This is a genomic window from Trinickia sp. LjRoot230, from assembly GCF_964253315.1.
In the GTDB taxonomy this organism is placed as follows: domain Bacteria; phylum Pseudomonadota; class Gammaproteobacteria; order Burkholderiales; family Burkholderiaceae; genus Trinickia.
Genome location: NZ_CAXUQX020000001.1, coordinates 638,334 through 657,868 on the forward strand (window position 1 = coordinate 638,334; position 19,535 = coordinate 657,868).

Annotated in this window: 18 protein-coding genes; 12 read left to right on the forward strand and 6 right to left on the reverse strand. The window is 63.7% G+C overall.

Annotated features, from left to right (window positions below; genetic code table 11):
- The 3 genes from ACSQ20_RS03075 to thiL are packed head-to-tail and all read right to left on the reverse strand — an operon-like array spanning window position 1 to window position 2,072.
- Window positions 1-501, reverse strand: a complete 501-nt coding sequence (locus tag ACSQ20_RS03075; protein ID WP_436017330.1) for a CinA family protein — start codon at window positions 499-501, stop codon at window positions 1-3.
- A 22-nt stretch (window positions 502-523) separates the two neighbouring features.
- Window positions 524-1,063: a phosphatidylglycerophosphatase A family protein gene (locus ACSQ20_RS03080; RefSeq protein WP_436017332.1), complete on the reverse strand. Its 540-nt coding sequence runs from the start codon at window positions 1,061-1,063 to the stop codon at window positions 524-526.
- Window positions 1,053-2,072 carry a thiamine-phosphate kinase gene (gene thiL, locus ACSQ20_RS03085; RefSeq protein WP_436017334.1) on the reverse strand — a complete coding sequence of 340 codons (1,020 nt, stop codon included), beginning with the start codon at window positions 2,070-2,072 and terminating at the stop codon, window positions 1,053-1,055. The genes ACSQ20_RS03080 and thiL overlap by 11 nt, the downstream gene beginning before the upstream one ends.
- 180 nt (window positions 2,073-2,252) lie before the next feature.
- Here thiL and ACSQ20_RS03090 point away from each other — a divergent pair, with 180 nt between their 5' ends.
- The 3 genes from ACSQ20_RS03090 to ACSQ20_RS03100 all read left to right on the forward strand — a co-directional run bounded on the left by ACSQ20_RS03090 (window position 2,253) and on the right by ACSQ20_RS03100 (window position 5,961).
- The gene (locus ACSQ20_RS03090) at window positions 2,253-4,550 is read left to right on the forward strand and encodes an NADP-dependent malic enzyme (RefSeq protein WP_436017336.1); all 2,298 of its coding nucleotides are present in this window, start codon (window positions 2,253-2,255) and stop codon (window positions 4,548-4,550) included.
- Between the two features lie 465 nt (window positions 4,551-5,015).
- Window positions 5,016-5,384, forward strand: a complete 369-nt coding sequence (locus tag ACSQ20_RS03095) for a ribonuclease (RefSeq protein WP_436022884.1) — start codon at window positions 5,016-5,018, stop codon at window positions 5,382-5,384.
- A gap of 7 nt (window positions 5,385-5,391) precedes the next feature.
- Entirely contained in the window at window positions 5,392-5,961 is a 570-nt protein-coding gene (locus ACSQ20_RS03100; RefSeq protein WP_436017338.1) for a barstar family protein, read from the forward strand.
- A 176-nt stretch (window positions 5,962-6,137) separates the two neighbouring features.
- On the opposite strand, the gene ACSQ20_RS03105 is transcribed toward ACSQ20_RS03100, so the two are convergent.
- Both ACSQ20_RS03105 and speE read right to left on the reverse strand, forming a co-directional pair.
- Window positions 6,138-6,878: a 16S rRNA (uracil(1498)-N(3))-methyltransferase gene (locus ACSQ20_RS03105; protein WP_436017340.1), complete on the reverse strand. Its 741-nt coding sequence runs from the start codon at window positions 6,876-6,878 to the stop codon at window positions 6,138-6,140.
- A gap of 89 nt (window positions 6,879-6,967) precedes the next feature.
- Window positions 6,968-7,834 (reverse strand): polyamine aminopropyltransferase, encoded by an 867-nt coding sequence (speE, locus tag ACSQ20_RS03110; protein WP_436017342.1) that lies wholly within the window; start codon window positions 7,832-7,834, stop codon window positions 6,968-6,970.
- 251 nt (window positions 7,835-8,085) lie between these two features.
- Here speE and tkt point away from each other — a divergent pair, with 251 nt between their 5' ends.
- Together tkt and gap are read left to right on the forward strand one after the other, a co-directional pair.
- Window positions 8,086-10,161: a transketolase gene (tkt, locus tag ACSQ20_RS03115; RefSeq protein WP_436022886.1), complete on the forward strand. Its 2,076-nt coding sequence runs from the start codon at window positions 8,086-8,088 to the stop codon at window positions 10,159-10,161.
- A gap of 102 nt (window positions 10,162-10,263) precedes the next feature.
- Entirely contained in the window at window positions 10,264-11,274 is a 1,011-nt protein-coding gene (gene gap / locus ACSQ20_RS03120) for a type I glyceraldehyde-3-phosphate dehydrogenase (RefSeq protein WP_436017344.1), read from the forward strand.
- Window positions 11,275-11,364: 90 nt separating this feature from the next.
- Here gap and fur read toward each other — a convergent pair whose 3' ends face one another.
- The gene (gene fur, locus ACSQ20_RS03125) at window positions 11,365-11,793 is read right to left on the reverse strand and encodes a ferric iron uptake transcriptional regulator (RefSeq protein ID WP_436017346.1); all 429 of its coding nucleotides are present in this window, start codon (window positions 11,791-11,793) and stop codon (window positions 11,365-11,367) included.
- 163 nt (window positions 11,794-11,956) lie between these two features.
- On the opposite strand from fur, the gene ACSQ20_RS03130 reads away from it, so the two are divergent.
- The 7 genes from ACSQ20_RS03130 to holA all read left to right on the forward strand — a co-directional run bounded on the left by ACSQ20_RS03130 (window position 11,957) and on the right by holA (window position 19,476).
- A complete protein-coding gene (locus ACSQ20_RS03130; protein WP_436017348.1) occupies window positions 11,957-12,802 on the forward strand; it encodes an outer membrane protein assembly factor BamE in 846 nt (281 codons plus the stop codon).
- A gap of 114 nt (window positions 12,803-12,916) precedes the next feature.
- Entirely contained in the window at window positions 12,917-13,714 is a 798-nt protein-coding gene (gene dapB / locus ACSQ20_RS03135) for a 4-hydroxy-tetrahydrodipicolinate reductase (RefSeq protein WP_436017350.1), read from the forward strand.
- Between the two features lie 62 nt (window positions 13,715-13,776).
- The gene (locus ACSQ20_RS03140; RefSeq protein ID WP_436017352.1) at window positions 13,777-14,493 is read left to right on the forward strand and encodes a MotA/TolQ/ExbB proton channel family protein; all 717 of its coding nucleotides are present in this window, start codon (window positions 13,777-13,779) and stop codon (window positions 14,491-14,493) included.
- A gap of 67 nt (window positions 14,494-14,560) precedes the next feature.
- The gene (locus ACSQ20_RS03145; protein WP_436017354.1) at window positions 14,561-14,998 is read left to right on the forward strand and encodes an ExbD/TolR family protein; all 438 of its coding nucleotides are present in this window, start codon (window positions 14,561-14,563) and stop codon (window positions 14,996-14,998) included.
- A 144-nt stretch (window positions 14,999-15,142) separates the two neighbouring features.
- Window positions 15,143-17,737, forward strand: a complete 2,595-nt coding sequence (gene leuS / locus ACSQ20_RS03150) for a leucine--tRNA ligase (protein ID WP_436017356.1) — start codon at window positions 15,143-15,145, stop codon at window positions 17,735-17,737.
- Window positions 17,738-17,802: 65 nt separating this feature from the next.
- The gene (locus tag ACSQ20_RS03155; protein WP_436017358.1) at window positions 17,803-18,360 is read left to right on the forward strand and encodes an LPS assembly lipoprotein LptE; all 558 of its coding nucleotides are present in this window, start codon (window positions 17,803-17,805) and stop codon (window positions 18,358-18,360) included.
- Window positions 18,361-18,381: 21 nt separating this feature from the next.
- Window positions 18,382-19,476 carry a DNA polymerase III subunit delta gene (gene holA / locus ACSQ20_RS03160; protein WP_436017360.1) on the forward strand — a complete coding sequence of 365 codons (1,095 nt, stop codon included), beginning with the start codon at window positions 18,382-18,384 and terminating at the stop codon, window positions 19,474-19,476.
- Window positions 19,477-19,535: the final 59 nt, after the last annotated feature.

A 19,535-nucleotide genomic window follows, 5' to 3' on the forward strand; every position in this document is an offset into this window, starting at 1 on the left:
TCAGCGCTCGTTTTCTTCGATCAGCGCAAGCAGGCCGCGCAGCGCGTGCGCTGCGGCCTGCGCGCGAATCTGTTCCCGATCGCCCTTGAAGACGACGGTTTCAGCAGACGTATAAAGCCGGTTGCTCCACGCGAACGACACCATGCCGACGGGCTTGGTTTCCGTCCCGCCGCCGGGGCCGGCCACACCGGTCGTGGCGACAGACACCTGCGCGCGGCTGTTGCGCAACGCGCCTTCGGCCATGGCGCGCGCGACGGGCTCGCTGACCGCGCCGTGCTTGTCGATCAGCTCGGCGGGCACGCCGATCATCTCGGTTTTGGCCTGATTGGAATACGTGACGAAGCCGCGCTCGAACCATCCGCTGCTGCCGGGGATGTCGGTAATGGCCGCGGCGATCATCCCGCCGGTACAGGATTCGGCGGTGGTCAGCAAAAGGCGTGTATCGCGCAGCTTGTTGCCGACGCGCACGGCGAGTTGGTAGACGACGGAATCGGTGGGCATGGCTGTCTTCCCGCTGAAAAGGTCAGATCGTCATGCGCCAAAGCGCGATGACGAGCAGCGTCATGAACGCTGCGACGAGGTCGTCGATCATGATGCCGAAGCCGTTCGAGAAATGCCGGTCGAAATAGCGGATCGGCGGCGGCTTGACCATATCGAAGAAGCGAAAGATGACGAACGCCCAGAGTTGGCCCACGAACGTCTCGGGCGTCACGAACAGCAGCACGAGCCAGAACGCGACGACCTCGTCCCACACAACGGCGGAGGGGTCACTGATGCCGAGCCGCTTCGCGGTAAAACCAGTGATGCCGATGCCGGCCACAAACCCGAACGTGATGAGCGCCGCCCATTCGAGCACCGTCAGGCGCCCGGCTAGCGCGGCAAACGAAAGCCAACCAAAGAGCGTGCCGAAGGTGCCGGGCATGACGGGCGACAAGCCGCTGCCGAAACCGAGCGAAATCGCATGAAACGGGTGCGACAGCATGAAGCGCGCTGTTGCGCGCCGCGGGGGCGATACCGAAGGACCGTGTTGCGCGGTAGTGCCAGTCGTAGGGTCACGCTGCATGGAAATGATCGAAACCGTGCAATGCCAGAGCGAGCGGTGCGTGTGACGCATCGAGCCAGGTGATTGCCGGTGAGTCCGAAGGATGACGTAAGGCGCTTATTGTACCGATGCGCGAGAGCGCGATACCGGTTGCGTCACCGGCGGCGCTGATTGCGTCGCGCGCGTGCGGCGGGGCGGTGAAGCAAAGCTCGTAATCATCGCCGCCTGCGAGCATGCAGCGCAGCTGCGTGTCGCGCGGCAGCTTGGTGAGCGCATCGGAGTGCGGCACCGCATCGACATTCACGTCGGCGTTCACACGCGAGCGCTCGAGAATATGCATCAGATCGCCGGCCAAGCCATCCGAAATATCGAGTGCGGCATCGGCGAGCCCGCGCAGGGCCAGCCCGAGCGCGACGCGCGGCTCGGGACGCGTAAGCGCCAGCCGCAAGCGCGCTTGCTCGCTTTCATCGTAGCGCACGGAGGGCCACTCGCCGCGTGCGAGCGCGAGGCCGGCCCGTGCGTCGCCGAGCGTGCCGGAGACCCAGATGTCATCGCCAGCGCGCGCGCCGTCGCGCCGCAAGGCCGTTTCGCGCGGCACATCCCCGAAAACAGTGATGCATAGGTTGAGCGGCCCGCGCGTCGTATCGCCGCCGATGAGCTCGCAGCCAAAACGCTCCGCCAGCGCGAACATGCCATCCGACAGCGCGGCGAGCCACGCTTCGTTCGGCGTTTCGAGCGCGAGCGCGAGCGTGAAGGCACGCGGCTTCGCGCCCATCGCGGCCAAGTCCGACAAGTTGACCGCGAGTGCCTTGTGGCCGAGCGCCTGCGGATCGACGTCAGGCAGGAAGTGCCGGCCTTGCACCAGCATGTCCGTCGAAACGGCCAACAACTCGCCGGCATCAGGCGCGTTCGGCGCACGCGGCTCGATCAGCGCGCAATCGTCGCCGATGCCGAGCACGGCTGTCGACGTGCCGCGCCGGGCTCGGCTCGCGAAGAATCGGTCGATGAGGGAGAACTCGGAAAGCGGCATGACGTTTGGGGGCGAACGAGTCGCTAAGACGGGGGGCCGAAAAACCGCACAGCGGGCTGCACGTTCGAGGCGAGAGAGCGGGGCGCGCCGACGGTTGGCCTCGCGGCCGGGTCGGGGATTGGCGCTACAATGCGTCGAATTCCTATTCTAATCCGCACTAAAGCCTGGACTTTCTCCCTTATGTCTACGAACCCCGCCAAGACGAACCTGCGCGAAGCAGCGCTCGATTATCACGAATTCCCGTCCCCCGGCAAAATCGCGATTGCACCGACCAAGCAGATGATCAACCAGCGCGATCTGGCGCTGGCCTATTCGCCCGGTGTCGCATTCGCTTGCGAGGAGATCGTCGAAAACCCGCTGAACGCGGCGCGTTTCACCGCCCGCAGCAATCTTGTCGGGGTAGTCACGAACGGCACGGCCGTGCTCGGGCTCGGCAATATCGGCCCGCTCGCATCGAAGCCCGTCATGGAAGGCAAAGCGGTGCTGTTCAAGAAATTCGCCGGCATCGACGTGTTCGACATCGAGCTCAACGAGTCCGACCCGCACAAGCTCGTCGACGTCATTGCCGCGCTTGAACCCACGTTCGGCGGCATCAATCTCGAAGATATCAAGGCGCCTGACTGCTTCATCGTCGAGCGTGAGTGCCGCAAGCGCATGAAGATTCCGGTGTTTCACGACGACCAGCACGGCACGGCGATCGTCGTGGCCGCCGCGGTGACGAACGGCTTGAAGGTCGTGGGCAAGGAAATCGGCAAGGTCAAGCTCGTGGCATCGGGCGCGGGTGCGGCAGCACTTGCCTGCCTCGATCTGCTCGTCGATCTTGGTTTGCCGCTTTCTAACATCACCGTCACCGATCTGGCCGGGGTCGTCTACCAGGGCCGCACGGAGTTGATGGACCCGGACAAGGAGCGTTTCGCTCGCGAAACCAGTGCGCGCACGCTGGCGGAGGTCGTGGAAGGCGCCGACATTTTCTTAGGTCTCTCGGCGGGCGGCGTGCTCAAGCCGGAGATGCTCAAAGGCATGGCTGCGAAGCCGCTTATTTTGGCGCTCGCGAACCCGACGCCTGAAATTCTGCCCGAGTTGGCGCTCGAAGTGCGCCCGGACGCGGTGCTGGCCACGGGCCGCACCGACTATCCGAACCAGGTCAACAACGTCTTGTGTTTCCCGTTCATCTTCCGCGGCGCGCTCGATGCGGGCGCGACGACAGTCACGCGCGAGATGGAGATTGCCGCTGTTCACGCGATCGCCGAACTGGCGCGACAAGAGCAAAGCGATATCGTTGCGACGGCCTACGGCATTCAAGATTTGTCGTTCGGCCCCGAATATCTGATTCCAAAGCCGTTTGATCCGCGTTTGATCGTGCAGATCGCGCCGGCCGTGGCGCAGGCAGCGATGGATTCGGGCGTGGCCACGCGGCCGATCGAAGACATGGAGGCGTATAAGCAGCATCTGCAGCAATTCGTCTATCACAGTGGCACGACGATGAAGCCGATCTTTCAGCAGGCGCGCAGCGTGCCGGGCGGGAAGAAGCGCGTCGTCTTTGCCGAGGGTGAAGAGGAGCGGGTGCTGCGGGCCGTGCAGATCGTGGTCGACGAAAAACTCGCGAAGCCGATTTTGATCGGTCGTCCGGGCGTGATCGAAAACCGCATCGAGCGCTATGGGCTGCGTCTGACGGCCGGCGTCGATTTTACGGTCGTCAACACCGAGCACGATGAACGCTATCGCGAATTTTGGCAGGCCTATGCGCAGATGATGGCGCGCAAGGGCATCAGTGCGCAGATGGCAAAGCTCGAGATGCGTCGGCGCACCACGTTGATCGGCTCGATGCTGCTCGCGAAAGGCGAGGCGGATGGCATGATTTGCGGCACGATCAGCACCACGCACCGACACCTGCATTTCATCGATCAAGTCATCGGCAAGCGCGAAGGCTGCAGTGTATATGCGGCGATGAACGCGCTCATTTTGCCGGGCCGGCAGATCTTCCTGGTCGACACGCACGTGAACGTGGACCCGACGCCCGCGCAACTTGCCGAGATCACTATGATGGCGGCCGAAGAAGTGCGGCGCTTCGGCATCGAGCCGAAGGTGGCACTGGTGTCGCATTCGAACTTCGGCACGAGCAATGCGCCGTCGGCGCAGAAGATGCGCGACACGCTGGCGCTGATCAAAGAGCGTGCGCCGGAGTTGCAAATCGATGGCGAGATGCATGGCGACGTAGCGCTCGACGCCAACTTGCGGCGCGAAGTGCTGCCGGAGTCGACGCTCGAAGGCGACGCGAACCTGCTGGTGTTGCCGAACATCGATGCGGCCAACATTGCCTATAACCTGCTCAAGACGGCGGCGGGTAACAATATCGCGATCGGGCCGATCTTGCTTGGCGCGGCGAAGCCTGTTCATGTGCTGACGGCGTCAGCCACCGTGCGTCGAATCGTGAATATGGCGGCGCTGCTCGTGGCCGACGCGAACGCGGTGCGATAAAACGAGCAGGCAAAAAAAACGGCGTGCCCGCGAGGGCACGCCGAGGGCGAAAAAGAGAGAGAAACACCCTAAAAGCGTGATACGACGGCTTCGGTACCGCCCGGCCAACGAGGAGGCAAAGACTCGTGGCCGCCAAAGCCGTCAGGTGTTAGCTTAACGTAAACAAGATAAAAAATCCCCGTTCAAGCTAAAAAAATTCGGCGACAGTACGTGCCGGCATGACTAATCGATGCGACCCTCTCACCTAAGTCTTTCATTACGCTAACAAAGATTGCTTCCGCGTGCCGTTAGGGATACCCTTTCACCTTTCGTGGTCGTACACGTTCAGGATCGAATAGCGGGGTCGGCCAATCGATGAGCGCTCAGCGAGGAGCGGCGCGCAAAACTCAGCACGAACGGGCTCGTCTGGTCCGTGCGGGGCTTGTTGCGGCCGTTGCCGTTTTCGTCAGTGTGGGTTCGCTGGTCATGCAGCCGGCTTGGCCGGGGGCGGGCGCGGCATTCGCGCGCGAGGCGCCGAGCGGGCAAGCAGGTCTTGCTGCGTGGCCGGGTGACACGATTGCTCGCGTCCGGTTGCCGCGCGAGGCGCGTGGCACATTGAACTTGATCGAGGCCGGCGGGCCTTATCCGTACGCCAAGGATGGTGTCGTGTTCGGCAACTTCGAGCGCTTGTTGCCGAGGTCTGCGCGCGGCTATTACCACGAGTACACGGTCCCTACGCCGAACGCGAGAAATCGCGGCGCGCGACGTATCGTCTGCGGCGGCCCGCCAAGGCGGACCGACCCGTGCTTTTATTCAGACGACCACTACAGCAGTTTTAAACGCATTGTTGAATGACAACGGGATGAGCGGCATGAGCGACAACATCTACGCGCACGACGCCACAGTTGCGACGGACCTTTTTTTGGCTGGCGACGGCAATCTTTTTCAGCGTGTCATGCGCATGCGTGCGGCCGGGCAAAAGCCACACGAGCCGCACGCGTGCGAGCCCGGGCATTCATCGAACGAGGAGCCTATGAGCTTATTCGCGACGGTGCGACCCAACATCGTGCAGTCGATCCGGGCGTTTCGCGTGCAGGAACTCGCCGATGAAGCCAGCCGGCTCCGCCAGCATTTCCTCTACGCGTATTGCGGCAGCGCGAACTCGAAACAGGAGGTGCTCGAGACCATCTCGACCTCCTTCCTGTTCCCGAAGCACTTCGGCAAGAACTACGACGCGCTTTATGACTGCCTCACCGATCTCGTGCATAAAGCCGGCACGCAGCCGGGGTTCGTGATCGTGCTCGAGGCGTTGCCGATCGCGCAGAAATTCGACAAGGAAGGCCGCGAAACGCTGCTCGACGTGTTTCGCGAGGCGGCTGAATTCTGGGCCGAGCGCAAGGTCGCATTCCGCGTTTTTTACTCGTTCGCTTAAAGCGTCTGCGCGGGCGACAGTGAAGCTGCGCTGGTGTTCGTGCGGCGCGGTTGATTCGTCGAGAGGAACAAAAAGGGTCCGCTCGTAGCGGACCCTTTTTTGAAAGGAGTGCGGAGGCGACGGGACGCGCAGTCGCCTCTACGCGGCTGCGACAGCTAGGCGTAAGCCCATCCCGCTCACCATCCTCCCCAGCGCGCAGCGAGTGCAGCCAGCACCGCGATGCCGGCCGTTTCCGTGCGCAGCACGCGCGGACCCAGCGCCAGTGAAATGAAGCCGCGCGCGCCGGCAGCCGCCTCTTCTTCGGGAGCAAGGCCGCCCTCAGGGCCAATCAGCAGCGTAATGCCGCCGCTCGGCGCCACAGCCGGCAACGCATCGAACGACAGGCTCGCGCGCGGCGACAGCATGAGCCATAACTCGCCGTGATCGGGAGCAGCCGGCAGCGCGTCGAGCCATTGCGCGAATTCGCGCGGCGGCTCGATGCCCGGCACGCGATTGCGCCCGCATTGCTCGCACGCCGCCTCGACGAGTGCCTGCCAATGTGCCTGTCGGCGTGCGGCACGCTCGCCGGCGAGCCGCACCACGCTGCGCGCGCTGATGAGCGGTGCGAGGCGCTCCGCGCCGAGTTCGACCGCTTTTTCGATCAGCCAATCCATTTTGTCGCCGCCCGCGACGCCCTGCGCGAGCGTGATCCGATAAGGCGGCTCGGCTTCGATCGCGGCGAATTCGCCTATGCGCACGGTTGCGCTGCGCCGCCCGATTTCGACGAGCTTTGCCTCGTATTGGCCGCCGCGGCCGTTAAAAAGGACGACGCAATCGTCGAGGTGAAGGCGCAGCACCTGAATGTGGCGCGCAACCGCTTCGGGCAGCGCGACAAGCTCGCCCGGTTGATAGAGCGTATCGACAAAAAAACGAGGCATGGCAAAGTGGGCTTGAACTGGGCTCGATCTGGCTTGAACGCTGCGGCAGCAGACCCGCGGGACGGGAGCGAGGAGCGGGATGATGCCGCCTAGCGAGCGCCGAGTGTATCGCGCAGCGCGTGCGGCAGCGTGAAAAGTGCCGGGTGCAGCGCCGCGCTGTAGTAGCGCAAACCGTCGATGCGCCGCGCGCGCAGCCGGTCGTCGACGTCATGCCGAAAGAGCGCTGCGGCGTCGAGCGTGTCGCTGGCAATGGCCATCAACCAGAGCGAGCCGTACAGCGGCACGAACGCCGAGATCACATCGACGATGGCGAAGCTGCCGCGCAAGCCATCGAGCAGCGCGGCGACCCGTTCGGCGTGAAAATGCGGCGCGCCGAGATGCATCGACAGCGCGGCGCGCGGCGCCAGTGCTGCTTTGAGCCGCGCGTAGAAGGCCGGCGTATAAAGCTCGGCGGCCGGCGAATCGGGGGGCGTCAGATCGAAGACGACAACATCGAATTGTTCTTTCGTCGCGGCGACGAAGCTACCCGCATCGCCCATCACGAGTTCGACGCGCGCGTCGTCGAACGCGCCGCGATGCACGGCGAAGAGGTGCTGCCGCGCCATCTGCACGACGGCCTCGTCGAGTTCGGCAACGACGATGCGCTCGATGCCGGGATGCATCAGCAACTGCCGCGCGGCGCCGCCGTCGCCGCCGCCCAGCACGAGCGCCTTTTTGGGCTGCGGGTGGGCCAGCGTGGCCGGGTGCACCATGCATTCGTGATAGATGAATTCGTCGCCGACGGAGGTCATCGGCCGGCCATCGAGCGTGAAAAGCGTACCCAATTGCGGCGTTTGCCAGACCTCGATGTGCTGGTGCGGCGAAACGACGCTGGCTATTCGCTGCGCGCGCGGGAACCCATAGATCACGTCGGCGGTCGGTCGAAACAGAAGCGGGGAGGCGGCGTGGGCTGTCACGGTGGGCGAGCGGGCGGCGTGGCGCCGCGCGACGAAGTCGAGGTGCTCTCGATTATAGGTGCCCGAATCCCGCGCGTGGCATGGTCCGACGCGCGCCGGGCGGTCGATGCCAGGCGGGCATCTGTTAGAATGGCACGCTTTGGGCCCTGTGCCGTTTGCTCGCTTTTTGCTGCTTTTTGGCTGTCTCGATGCTTCGCCGCGGTGCATCCCACGCACCGGTGCTGCCCGAGCGGTGAGCAGCGGGCAGCGGTCTGCCGCACGGCCTTCGCTTTCTCGACTTGCTCCCCGGACTCGACATGACGATCTCGTCTCCCGCCTCTACCGCCCTGATGGCCAACGCGATTCGCGCGCTCGCGATGGATGCCGTGCAACAAGCGAACTCGGGCCACCCGGGTATGCCGATGGGCATGGCGGAAATTGGCGTGGCGCTCTGGTCGCGCCATCTGAAGCACAACCCAGCCAATCCGCATTGGGCCAATCGCGACCGCTTCGTGCTGTCGAACGGCCACGGCTCGATGCTGCTCTATGCGCTGTTGCATTTGACCGGCTACGACTTGCCGATCGGGGAACTCAAGAACTTCCGCCAATTGCACTCGAAAACGCCGGGCCACCCCGAGTACGGCATCACGCCTGGCGTCGAGACGACGACAGGGCCGCTCGGCCAGGGCCTTGCGAACGCCGTTGGCATGGCGCTCGCCGAGGCGTTGCTGGCGGCCGAGTTCAACAAGCCGGATGCATCGGTGGTCGATCACCACACCTACGTGTTCCTGGGCGACGGCTGCCTGATGGAAGGCATTTCGCATGAAGCCTGCTCGCTCGCCGGCACGCTCAAGCTCGGCAAGCTGATCGCGTTTTACGACGACAACGGTATCTCCATCGACGGTCACGTCGAGCACTGGTTCCACGACGACACGCCGAAGCGCTTCGAAGCCTATGGCTGGAACGTGATCCGCCATGTCGACGGCCATAACGTCGACGCGCTCGATGCCGCGATCACCGAAGCGAAGGCCGCAGGCAAGCCGACGCTGATCTGCTGCAAGACGGTGATCGGCAAGGGTGCCCCGACCAAAGCCGGCGGGCACGACGTGCACGGCGCACCGCTCGGCGCACAGGAAATCGCGGCTGCGCGCACGGCGCTTGGCTGGAACTGGGAGCCGTTTGTGATACCGCAGGAAGTCTATGCGGCATGGGACGCGAAGGAGCTCGGCGCGCGCAACGAGACGCTCTGGAACGACGCCTTTGCGCAATACCGTGCGAAGTACCCGGCCGAGGCGGCCGAATTCGAGCGCCGCACGACGGGCAAGCTGCCGGCCGACTGGGTGGCGAAGGCGCAGGCCATCGTGGCCGGCGCGAACGAGCGTGCGGAGACTATCGCCACGCGCAAGGCGTCGCAGCAGGCCATCGAGGGGCTGGCTGCGGTGCTGCCCGAACTGCTGGGCGGCTCTGCCGACTTGACGGGTTCGAACCTGACGAACTGGAAGGCCAGCAAGCCGGTACGCGCGGGCGAAACGGGCACCGAGGGCATCGTCTGGGGCAACCACATCAACTACGGTGTGCGCGAATTCGGCATGAGCGCGATCATCAACGGTATCGCGTTGCACGGCGGCTATAAGCCGTTCGGCGGTACCTTTCTGACGTTCTCCGATTACAGCCGCAATGCGCTGCGCGTGGCGGCGCTGATGAAAGCGCCGTCGATCTTCGTGTTCACGCACGATTCGATCGGTCTTGGCGAAGACGGCCCGACGCACCAGTCGATCGAGCATCTGGCCAGCTTGCGCTTGATTCCGAATCTGCAGCTGTGGCGCCCGGCGGATACGGTCGAGACGGCCGTGGCATGGACGTACGCAATCGAGCACGATGGCCCATCGTGCCTCGTCTTTAGCCGCCAGAATCTGCCGTTTTCGCCGCGCACCGATGCACAAATTGCGAACGTCGCACGCGGCGGCTATGTGCTGCGCGATTGGGACGAGGAAATCGTCGCACGCAAGATCATTCTGATCGCGACGGGCTCCGAAGTGGAGCTCGCGCTGAAAGCCATCGAGCCGCTCGCCCGCGAAGGCATCGCCGCGCGCGTGGTCTCGATGCCGTCGACGACGGTGTTCGACCGCCAAGACGCCGAATATCGCGAGCGCGTGCTGCAAAAGGGCGTGCGCCGCGTGGCAATCGAGGCAGGCGTGACCGACTACTGGCGCAAGTATGTCGGGCTCGAAGGTAGCGTGGTTGGTATCGACACGTATGGTGAATCGGCCCCCGCCGGCGTGCTGTTCAAGCACTTCGGCTTTACGGTCGAGCACGTCGTTGCGGCAGCAAAGGCGGCGCTCGGCTAACAACAAGAGGACGAGAGGCGTCTGGCCGCGGGGTCTCGCCCAGCCGTGCCGTCGGACTATTGGAAATCAGGACTTTTTCAGCCCAAGTTCAGGAGAAACAGCATGACGATTCGCGTTGCAATCAACGGCTATGGCCGTATCGGCCGCAACACGCTGCGCGCGTTCTACGAAAATGGTAAGAAGCACGACCTCGAAATCGTCGCGATCAATGACCTCGGCGATGCGAACACAAACGCGCATCTGACGAAGTACGACACCGTGCATGGGCCGTTCAATGCCGACGTTGCGGTGGAAGGTGATTACCTCGTCGTCAACGGCGACAAGATCCGCGTGCTCGCGAACCGCAATCCGGCCGAGCTGCCGTGGGGCGAGTTGGGCGTCGATGTGGTGATGGAGTCCACGGGCTTTTTCACGTCGAAGGCGAAAGCAAGCGCCCACCTGACGGGTGGCGCGAAGAAGGTGTTGATCTCGGCGCCCGGCGGTAAGGATGTGGACGCGACGATCGTCTACGGCGTGAACCACAACACGCTGAAGGCCGAGCACACGGTGGTGTCGAATGCCTCGTGCACGACCAACTGCCTGGCGCCGCTCGTCAAGCCGCTGAACGACAAGGTCGGCCTCGAGTCGGGTTTGATGACGACGATCCACTCCTATACGAACGATCAGGTGCTGACCGACGTTTATCACGAAGATCTGCGCCGTGCCCGTTCCGCGACGCACAGCCAGATTCCGGCGAAAACGGGCGCAGCCGCAGCCATCGGGCTCGTGCTGCCCGAACTCGCCGGCAAGCTCGACGGCTATGCGATCCGCGTGCCGACCATCAACGTATCGATTGTCGATCTCTCGTTCATTGCCAAGCGCGATACGACGGTCGACGAAATCAACGCGATCATGAAGGAAGCGGCACAAGGCGAACTCAAGGGCATTCTCGGCTATAACACAGCGCCGCTCGTCTCGATCGATTTCAACCACAACCCGGCGTCGTCGACCTTCGATTCGACGTTGACGAAAGTGGCGGGGCGTCTCGTGAAGGTGTCGAGCTGGTACGACAACGAGTGGGGCTTCTCGAATCGCATGCTCGATACGGCGATTGCGCTGGCGAACGCCAAGTAAAATAACGCAAGCGCGAAGAAACGCTCAAAAACTAAAAGAGCCGCCCGCAGTTCAGCAGGCGGCTCTTTTTTTTGCTCTGGCGCGGGTTTGCTAGTGCTTGCGATGCGGGCAATTTTCCTTCGTGCAGCCGCCGTACAGCGCCAGCGCATGTTCGTGCAGCTTGAAGCCGCGCTCTTCGGCAATGGCATGCTGCCGCTTTTCAATTTCAGGATCGAAGAACTCCTCGACGCGCCCGCAGTCAAGACAAACCAGGTGGTCGTGATGGGTCCCTTCGTTGAGTTCGAACACGGCTTTGCCTGATTCGAAATTGCTGCGCGACAGCAAGCCGGCTTGCTCGAATTGCGTCAGGACGCGATAAACGGTGGCAAGACCAATATCGAGTTGCTCGTTGAGCAAGTTTCGATAGACGTCTTCCGCGGTCAGATGGCGAACGGGCGAGCGCTGGAATATTTCGAGGATCTTGAGGCGCGGTAGGGTCGCCTTGAGCCCGATATTTTTGAGATCGGTCGGATTGGTCATGGCCGGGCATCCCTAGAGTACAATGCAGGGCTCCAATAGTAATGGGTTTTTGCTGTCCCGGTCATCTTCAGCGAAGGGCGTCGATGAAGTTCGTCGATGAAACTCTCGCGGCCTTGTTTGTTATAGGCAACACATGCGAAAGGGGGCCCGCTCGGTGGGCGAAATGAGTCGAAATTTTCTTTTGAAGTGTCGGGGGGCCGGCGCGCGTCGCGTGGTGGGTTTAGCCGCTGCGGTTGCGTTTCTCGCCGGATGTTCGACCTACGACAGCATCACGCAGCGCGTCGCGCAAAGCATTACGCCGTATCGGATCACCGTCGTGCAAGGCAACTTCGTCTCGCAAGAAGCTGCGGCGAAGATGCGCGCTGGCATGACGCGCGCCGAGGTCAAGACGGCACTCGGCACCCCGCTGTTGACGGACATGTTCCATGCCGATCGCTGGGACTATCTGTTCTACTTCAAGCGCGGCTCCACTGCAGTCGTGCAGCAGCGCGATTTCGTCGTCCATTTCAACGGTGACCAGGTCGTGAGTTGGGAAGGCGGCGAAGACCTCCCGTCGGAGCTCGAGCTGCTCGCGGACATCGACGGCGACAAGCGCGGTAAGAAGGCGAAAGCCGCAGGCATGGCGGCCGCGGCTTCGGCAACTGCTGCTGCGTCGGCAGCGGCGGCAGCAACGGCACCGCAGGCGGCGTCAGCCGCTGCGGCCGAGAGCGGTACGAACGCCAACGCGAACGCCGTTATTGGCACCGATGCCAACGCGCAAGCGGCGCAGGCGGCCAATCGTGCGGTCAATGCGACGACGGCCGCGCCTGCGGTCCGCTCGGGCGCAGCACCCGCGCCTGGCGCGCCGGCGGTTGCCGTGCCGCAGTTCCAGTTCCATCGCGCGCCGCCGCCGGCCAAGCAAGACCAGACCGAACCGGTAGGGCCGACGAGCCCGCAAAGCCGCGATTCTTCGGCGCCGCGCAATCAGCCGTCGGCCTCGGCACAAAGCGCGACGGCCTCGGGCGGCTGAACGTTGGTTGGTATGCGGAAAGCGGGCCGGGCGCTGCGCGCGCAGCCCGCTTTTTTGCTTTTTGCGGCCGAGGTGCCGTGAACTTCTATCGTCATCAGAATTAAGGGCAGACCGATGAAAATCGCGATTGCAGGCGCCTCGGGCCGAATGGGCCGGATGCTGATCGAGGCGGTCTTGAACGACGCCGATGCGACGCTTGCCGGTGCGCTTGACCGCGCCGGCTCGCCGCAGCTCGGCACCGATGCCGGCGCCTTCCTGGGTCAGACGACCGGCGTCGTGCTGACCGACGACATCGATGCCGTGCTGGCCGCATCCGACTGCCTGATCGACTTCACGCGCCCCGAGGGCACGATGGCGCATCTCGAGGCCGCGCTGCGTCATCACGTGAATCTCGTGATCGGCACGACCGGTTTCGACGAGGCGCAAAAACGGGCGCTGGCCGCGGCGGGCGATACCATCGGCATCGTGTTCGCGGCCAACATGAGCGTCGGCGTGAACGTCACGCTCAAGCTTCTCGAGTTTGCCGCACGCCATTTCAACGAAGGCTACGACATCGAAATCATCGAAGCGCATCACCGTCACAAGGTCGACGCGCCTTCGGGCACGGCGTTGATGATGGGTGAGGCGGTTGCCGGCGCGCTCGGGCGCACGCTTGACGATTGCGCCGTCTACGGCCGCCACGGCGTGACGGGCGAGCGCGATCCATCCACGATCGGTTTTTCGGCGATTCGCGGCGGCGATATCGTCGGCGACCACACGGTGCTTTTTGCCGGCACGGGCGAGCGCATCGAAATCACGCACAAGTCGGCAAGCCGCGTGTCGTACGCTCAGGGCGCCTTGCGCGCCGCCCGCTTTTTGGCCGGGCATGGCACCGGCCTTTACGACATGCGCGACGTGCTCGGGCTCAAGTAGCGCACCCGCCATGTCGCCATGCCGCACGGCGTAGCACGCAAGCTATTCAGGAGTACAGATCGATGGTGAACACGGGCATGCTCCACTACTTGCAAACGGGCGATGCCGTGACGCACGGCGTTGCTTATGTCCTGCTCGCGATGTCGATCGCAAGCTGGTGTTTTCTGATTGCAAAGACGTGGATGCTCGTTCGCGCCAAGCGCCAAGGTCCGCGCGCGCTCGCGCTGTTTTGGCAAGCGGCGACGCTGTCCGACGCCGTGCTCGTCATGCGCAGTGTCGACAAGGAGCGCGTATTCGCGCCGCTCGCGGCGGCCGCGTTGGACGCATCCCAAGCCCATGCGCATGCACTTGGCGCGAACGCGTTGATTGCGCGCGTCGATGCGGGCGAGCGGGTGCTGCGCGCGCTGCGCCAAGCCTTGCTCGCATCGCAACGGCGCCTCGAATTCGGCCACGTCCTGCTGGCCTCGATCGGCAGCACGGCGCCTTTCGTCGGCCTGCTCGGCACGGTGTGGGGCATCTATCATGCGCTCGGCAGCATTGCGGCGAGCGGCCAGGCGATGATCGAAAACGTCGCCGGCCCCGTTGGCGAAGCGCTGATCATGACGGCTTTCGGGCTGGTCGTGGCGATCCCGGCCGTGCTTGCCTACAACATCCTCGGCCGCTTGCAACGTCAGTTATCAGAAGAGCTGGAAGGCTTCGCACGCGATCTGCACGCCTACCTTTGCGCCCCCGAGAAGGACGTCGCCCGCCATTCGCGCGACGCTCAACTGCAAACGTAAGCTAGCCGGGCAGCAACCTAGCCACGCCTAGCAGCACGCTTGGTAGCAACGCTCGAAGGAGGCGCATATGGCATTTGGCGGATTCGACGGAAAGCAGCAAACCGCGCCGATGGCGGACATCAACATGACGCCGCTGATCGACGTGATGCTCGTCTTGCTCGTGATCTTCATCATCACCGCGCCGCTTTTTACGCACGCGATTCGGCTTGACTTGCCGAAGGTGGCATCCGCGCCCGCGCGGCAGACTCCGCAGACCATCACGCTTGCGATCGACGATGCGGGCCGCCTTTACTGGAACGGCAAGCCGTCGACTCTCGATGCCGTGCGCGCGTCGCTGATGGCGGCCGGCAAATCGGGTGAGCCGCCCGAGATCCATTTGCGTGCCTCGCGCGCGACGCGTTACGACATCATCGCGCAGGTGATGGGCGCGGCGCAGGCGGCGGGCCTCGAGCGGATCGGCTTCGTGACCGAGCCGCCCGCAGCCGCCGCGTCTGCGAAGCCCTGATTTGGCAACGGCGGACGGTATAATCGATCCTTTTCCGCGCGAGCGGGCTCATGCGCTCTCCGACATACCATTGCGCGAGCTCGCGCCACGCCTGACCGTACGTACTTAAGCCCCGCGCCACGACAGCCACGCCTTAACCACGCCATGCAAGAAAAATACTTACCCGCCGACATCGAAGCCTCAGCGCAGGCCGATTGGCGCGCGTCCAACGCATATCGGAGCGCGGAAGACCCGGCTCGGCCGAAGTTCTACTGCGTTTCGATGCTGCCTTATCCGTCGGGCAAACTGCACATGGGGCACGTGCGCAACTACACGATCAACGACGTGATGTACCGCTACTTGCGGATGAATGGCTACAACGTGCTGATGCCGATGGGATGGGACGCGTTCGGCATGCCGGCCGAAAACGCCGCGATGGCCAACGGCGTGCCGCCCGCGAAGTGGACTTACGACAATATCGCGTACATGAAGCGGCAAATGCAGTCGATGGGGCTTGCCATCGATTGGTCGCGCGAAGTGGCCACCTGCAAGCCCGATTACTACAAGTGGAACCAGTGGCTGTTCCTCAAGATGCTCGAAAAGGGCATCGTCTATAAGAAGACGGGGACGGTCAATTGGGACCCGGTCGATCAGACGGTGCTCGCCAACGAGCAGGTTATCGACGGGCGCGGCTGGCGTTCGGGTGCGCTCGTCGAAAAGCGCGAGATCCCGATGTATTACATGCGGATCACCGATTACGCCGACGAACTGCTTGGCGATCTCGACGGTCTCGGCTGGCCTGAGCGCGTGAAGATCATGCAGCAAAATTGGATCGGCAAAAGCTTCGGTCTGAACTTTGGGTTTCCGTACGAACTCGATGGCGAAAAGAAGCTGCTGCGTGTCTTCACCACGCGCGCTGACACGATCATGGGCGTGACGTTCGTCGCGATTGCCGCCGAGCATCCGCTTGCCGCGCATTTGGCGCCGAGCACACCGGGTCTGCAAGCTTTCATCGACGAATGCCGGCACGGCGGTGTGGCCGAAGCCGAGATCGCGACGATGGAAAAGAAGGGCATGGCCACCGGCTTTTTCGTCACGCATCCGCTCACGCATGAACGGATCGAAGTGTGGGTCGGCAACTACGTGCTGATGAGCTATGGCGAAGGCGCGGTCATGGGCGTGCCGGCCCACGACGAGCGCGATTTCGCGTTCGCGAAGAAATACGGTCTGCCGATCAAACAGGTCATCGCCAAGGCCGGTTGCAGCTATTCGGACGACGCATGGCAGCCGTGGTATGGCGATAAGGAAGGCGTCGTCTGCATCGCGAGCGGCAAGTACGACGGGTTGAGTTACGATGCGGCCGTCGACGCCATTGCGGCGGATCTCAAGGCGCTTGCGCTGGGCGACAAGCAAGTGACCTGGCGCTTGCGCGATTGGGGTATCTCGCGCCAGCGCTATTGGGGCACGCCGATCCCGATCATCCATTGCCCGTCCTGCGGCGATGTCCCGGTGCCCGAACAGGATCTGCCCGTCGTTCTGCCCGAGGATCTCGTGCCGGATGGCGCCGGCAATCCGCTCGCGAAATCGGCGGCGTTCGTCAACTGCGCATGTCCGAAGTGCGGCGGGGCCGCGAAGCGCGAAACCGATACGATGGACACGTTCGTCGATTCGGCCTGGTACTTCTCGCGCTATCCGTGTCCGGACGCGCCGACGATGGTCGATGCGCGGACCGACTACTGGATGCCGATGGATCAATACATCGGCGGCATCGAGCACGCTATTTTGCATTTGCTCTACTCGCGTTTCTGGGCCAAGGTGATGCGCGACATGGGGCTCGTCAGTTTTGGCGAACCGGCGAAGAACCTGCTTACGCAGGGCATGGTGCTCAACGAGACGTTCTATCGCGAGGACGCCGCCGGCAAGAAGACGTGGTACAACCCGGCCGACGTGACCGTCTCGCACGACGACAAGGGCCGCCCGATTGGCGCGACGCTGAATGCGGATGGCCAGCCCGTTACGCTGGGCGGTATCGAGAAAATGGCGAAGTCGAAGAACAACGGCGTCGACCCGCAATCGTTGATCGATCAGCACGGCGCCGACACCGCGCGTTTGTTCACGATGTTCGCAGCACCGCCCGAGCAGCAACTCGAATGGTCGGGCTCGGGTGTCGAAGGCGCGAGCCGCTTCTTGCGCCGCGTTTGGGGCTTCGGACAAGCGAGCGCGAGCGTGCTCGCCTCGCGTGACGTGCTCGATGCAAGCGCGCTTACCGAAGCCGAGCAGGCGCTGCGCCGCGAGATCCACGGCGTGCTCAAGCAGGCCGATTTCGACTATCAGCGTTTGCAGTACAACACGGTTGTTTCGGCGACCATGAAGATGCTCAACGCGATCGAAGGCGCGAAGCAGGCGCGCGGCGCGGTGCTGCGCGAGTGCTACGGCATTTTGCTGCGCGTGCTTTATCCGGTGGTGCCGCATGTCACGCACGTGCTGTGGCGCTCGCTCGGCTATGCCGACGAATCGGGCTCGTTGCTCGACGCGCCGTGGCCGAAGGTCGACGAAAAAGCGCTAGAGCAAGCCGAGCTCGAACTCGTGCTGCAGGTCAACGGCAAAGTCCGGGGTGCGCTGACGGTCGCCCGAGATGCCCCCCGCGAAGCGATCGAAAGAGCGGCGCTGGCGCACGAGATGTTCGCGCGCTTTAGCGAAGGCAAGCCGGCGAAGAAGATCGTCGTCGTGCCGGGCCGTCTCGTGAACGTCGTCGTTTGATGCACCCACCGATGCGCGAACCGGGCCTATATCAACGTGCTCACGGAGCTACTCAGGGAGCCAATGTGATTCGCCGATCGTTTCTCGCGCTCGTCGCCGGCACCATGGTCATGGTGCTCGTCGCGTGCGGTTTTCAATTGCGCGGGCAGCAGAACTATGTGTTCAAGCGGCTCGCCATCTCCGGTGCGACGCCGCCCGTCGCCGCGCGCTTGACGCGCATGGTGCAAGGCGGCAGCGATACCGTCGTCGTCGCTTCGACGGCCAATGCCGATGCCATCCTGACGGTGCAGGAAGGCCGTGGCCAGTCGACGCTGACGCTGAATTCGCTCGGCGTGGCGGAGGAATACCAGCTCAACTACAGCCTCAGCTACTCGCTCGTCGGGGCGGATGGCGCGTTGCTGATTCCGCCGAGTGCGATTGTGCTGAATCGGGCCATGACGTACAGCGACAAGTACACGTTGGCGAAGGCGCAGGAGTCGGAGCTGCTGTTCGCGGACATGCAAAACGACGCGGTCGATCAGTTGACGCGGCGTCTCGCGGTGGTGCGCTCGCTGCATCCGGCGCCGGGCGAGCAAGCGCCTGCCGTCGGTCCGCGTGCGCCGCTGCCGCCGCCGCCGCTTTGAACGAGCGTTAGCCCACCTTCCATGCAACTGCGACTCGACGCACTCGAAGCGCATCTGGCCAAGACGTTGGCGGGCCTTTACGTCGTCTACGGCGACGAGCACCTGCTTGCGCAGGAAGCGAGCGACCGCATTCGTGCGGCGGCGCGCGCGGCCGGGTTTACCGAACGGTCGGTGTTCTCGGTCGAGCGCAGTTTCGATTGGAGTTCGCTGCTCGGCGCGAGCCAATCGATGTCGCTCTTTGGCGATAGGCAACTGATCGAATTGCGCATTCCGTCGGGCAAGCCGGGCAAGGAGGGGGCGGACGCGTTGAAGACGCTCGCCGCGGCCGGCAACCCCGATGTGCTGATGCTCGTGACGCTGCCGCGGCTCGACGCGGCCACGCAAAAGACGGCGTGGTTCGCGGCGCTTACCGAGGCTGGCGTTGCATTGCGAATCGATCCGGTCGAGCGGGCGCAGTTGCCGAACTGGATTGCGCAGCGTCTTGCCAAGCAGGGGCAGCGTGTCGCCGCGGGCGAGCAAGGGCGGCGCGCGCTGCAATTTATCGCCGAGCGCATCGAGGGCAACTTGCTTGCCGCGCACCAGGAAATACAAAAGCTCGGGCTGCTTTACCCGCCGGGCGACTTGACGTTCGAACAAGTTCACGATGCGGTGCTCAATGTGGCGCGCTACGACGTCTTCAAGCTCAATGAAGCGATGCTGGCGGGCGATGTCGGGCGGCTTGCGCGCATGCTCGACGGCTTGAAGGGCGAAGGCGAAGCAGCCGTGCTCGTGCTTTGGGCGCTGACGGAAGAACTGCGCACGCTGTTGCGCATCAAGCGGGGCGCGGCCGCGGGCAAGCCGCTGGCCACGCTATTGCGCGAAAACCGTGTATGGGGGCCGCGCGAGCGCCTCGTCGGGCCGGCGCTGACACGTGTGTCGGAAGGCGTGCTCGAAGAAGGGCTCGCGCTGGCCGCGGCGCTTGATCGGCAGGTCAAGGGGCTGACGGGCGCAATGCCGGGCGGCCGCTGGCGTGACGCGTTGCCGCCCGATGCCTGGGATGGCCTGTTTGAGTTGGCTGCGCTCGTTGCCAGCCCCGGCAAGCGTGCCAATGCGCGCCAGGCGGCCGCCGCGTCGTAAGCGGGCGTTGCCGGGCGCATGTCGTGGGTTGCCTTTACAATCGACGCATGGATGTGCCG

Bases quoted from the DNA above. Each gene is read 5' to 3' on its own strand.
- ACSQ20_RS03075 (WP_436017330.1), bottom strand. From the start codon at position 501: ATGCCCACCGATTCCGTCGTCTACCAACTCGCCGTGCGCGTCGGCAAC.
- ACSQ20_RS03080 (WP_436017332.1), bottom strand. From the start codon at position 1,063: ATGCAGCGTGACCCTACGACTGGCACTACCGCGCAACACGGTCCTTCG.
- thiL (WP_436017334.1), bottom strand. From the start codon at position 2,072: ATGCCGCTTTCCGAGTTCTCCCTCATCGACCGATTCTTCGCGAGCCGA.
- ACSQ20_RS03090 (WP_436017336.1), top strand. From the start codon at position 2,253: ATGTCTACGAACCCCGCCAAGACGAACCTGCGCGAAGCAGCGCTCGAT.
- ACSQ20_RS03095 (WP_436022884.1), top strand. From the start codon at position 5,016: ATGCAGCCGGCTTGGCCGGGGGCGGGCGCGGCATTCGCGCGCGAGGCG.
- ACSQ20_RS03100 (WP_436017338.1), top strand. From the start codon at position 5,392: ATGAGCGGCATGAGCGACAACATCTACGCGCACGACGCCACAGTTGCG.
- ACSQ20_RS03105 (WP_436017340.1), bottom strand. From the start codon at position 6,878: ATGCCTCGTTTTTTTGTCGATACGCTCTATCAACCGGGCGAGCTTGTC.
- gap (WP_436017344.1), top strand. From the start codon at position 10,264: ATGACGATTCGCGTTGCAATCAACGGCTATGGCCGTATCGGCCGCAAC.
- fur (WP_436017346.1), bottom strand. From the start codon at position 11,793: ATGACCAATCCGACCGATCTCAAAAATATCGGGCTCAAGGCGACCCTA.
- ACSQ20_RS03130 (WP_436017348.1), top strand. From the start codon at position 11,957: ATGAGTCGAAATTTTCTTTTGAAGTGTCGGGGGGCCGGCGCGCGTCGC.
- dapB (WP_436017350.1), top strand. From the start codon at position 12,917: ATGAAAATCGCGATTGCAGGCGCCTCGGGCCGAATGGGCCGGATGCTG.
- ACSQ20_RS03140 (WP_436017352.1), top strand. From the start codon at position 13,777: ATGGTGAACACGGGCATGCTCCACTACTTGCAAACGGGCGATGCCGTG.
- ACSQ20_RS03145 (WP_436017354.1), top strand. From the start codon at position 14,561: ATGGCATTTGGCGGATTCGACGGAAAGCAGCAAACCGCGCCGATGGCG.
- leuS (WP_436017356.1), top strand. From the start codon at position 15,143: ATGCAAGAAAAATACTTACCCGCCGACATCGAAGCCTCAGCGCAGGCC.
- holA (WP_436017360.1), top strand. From the start codon at position 18,382: ATGCAACTGCGACTCGACGCACTCGAAGCGCATCTGGCCAAGACGTTG.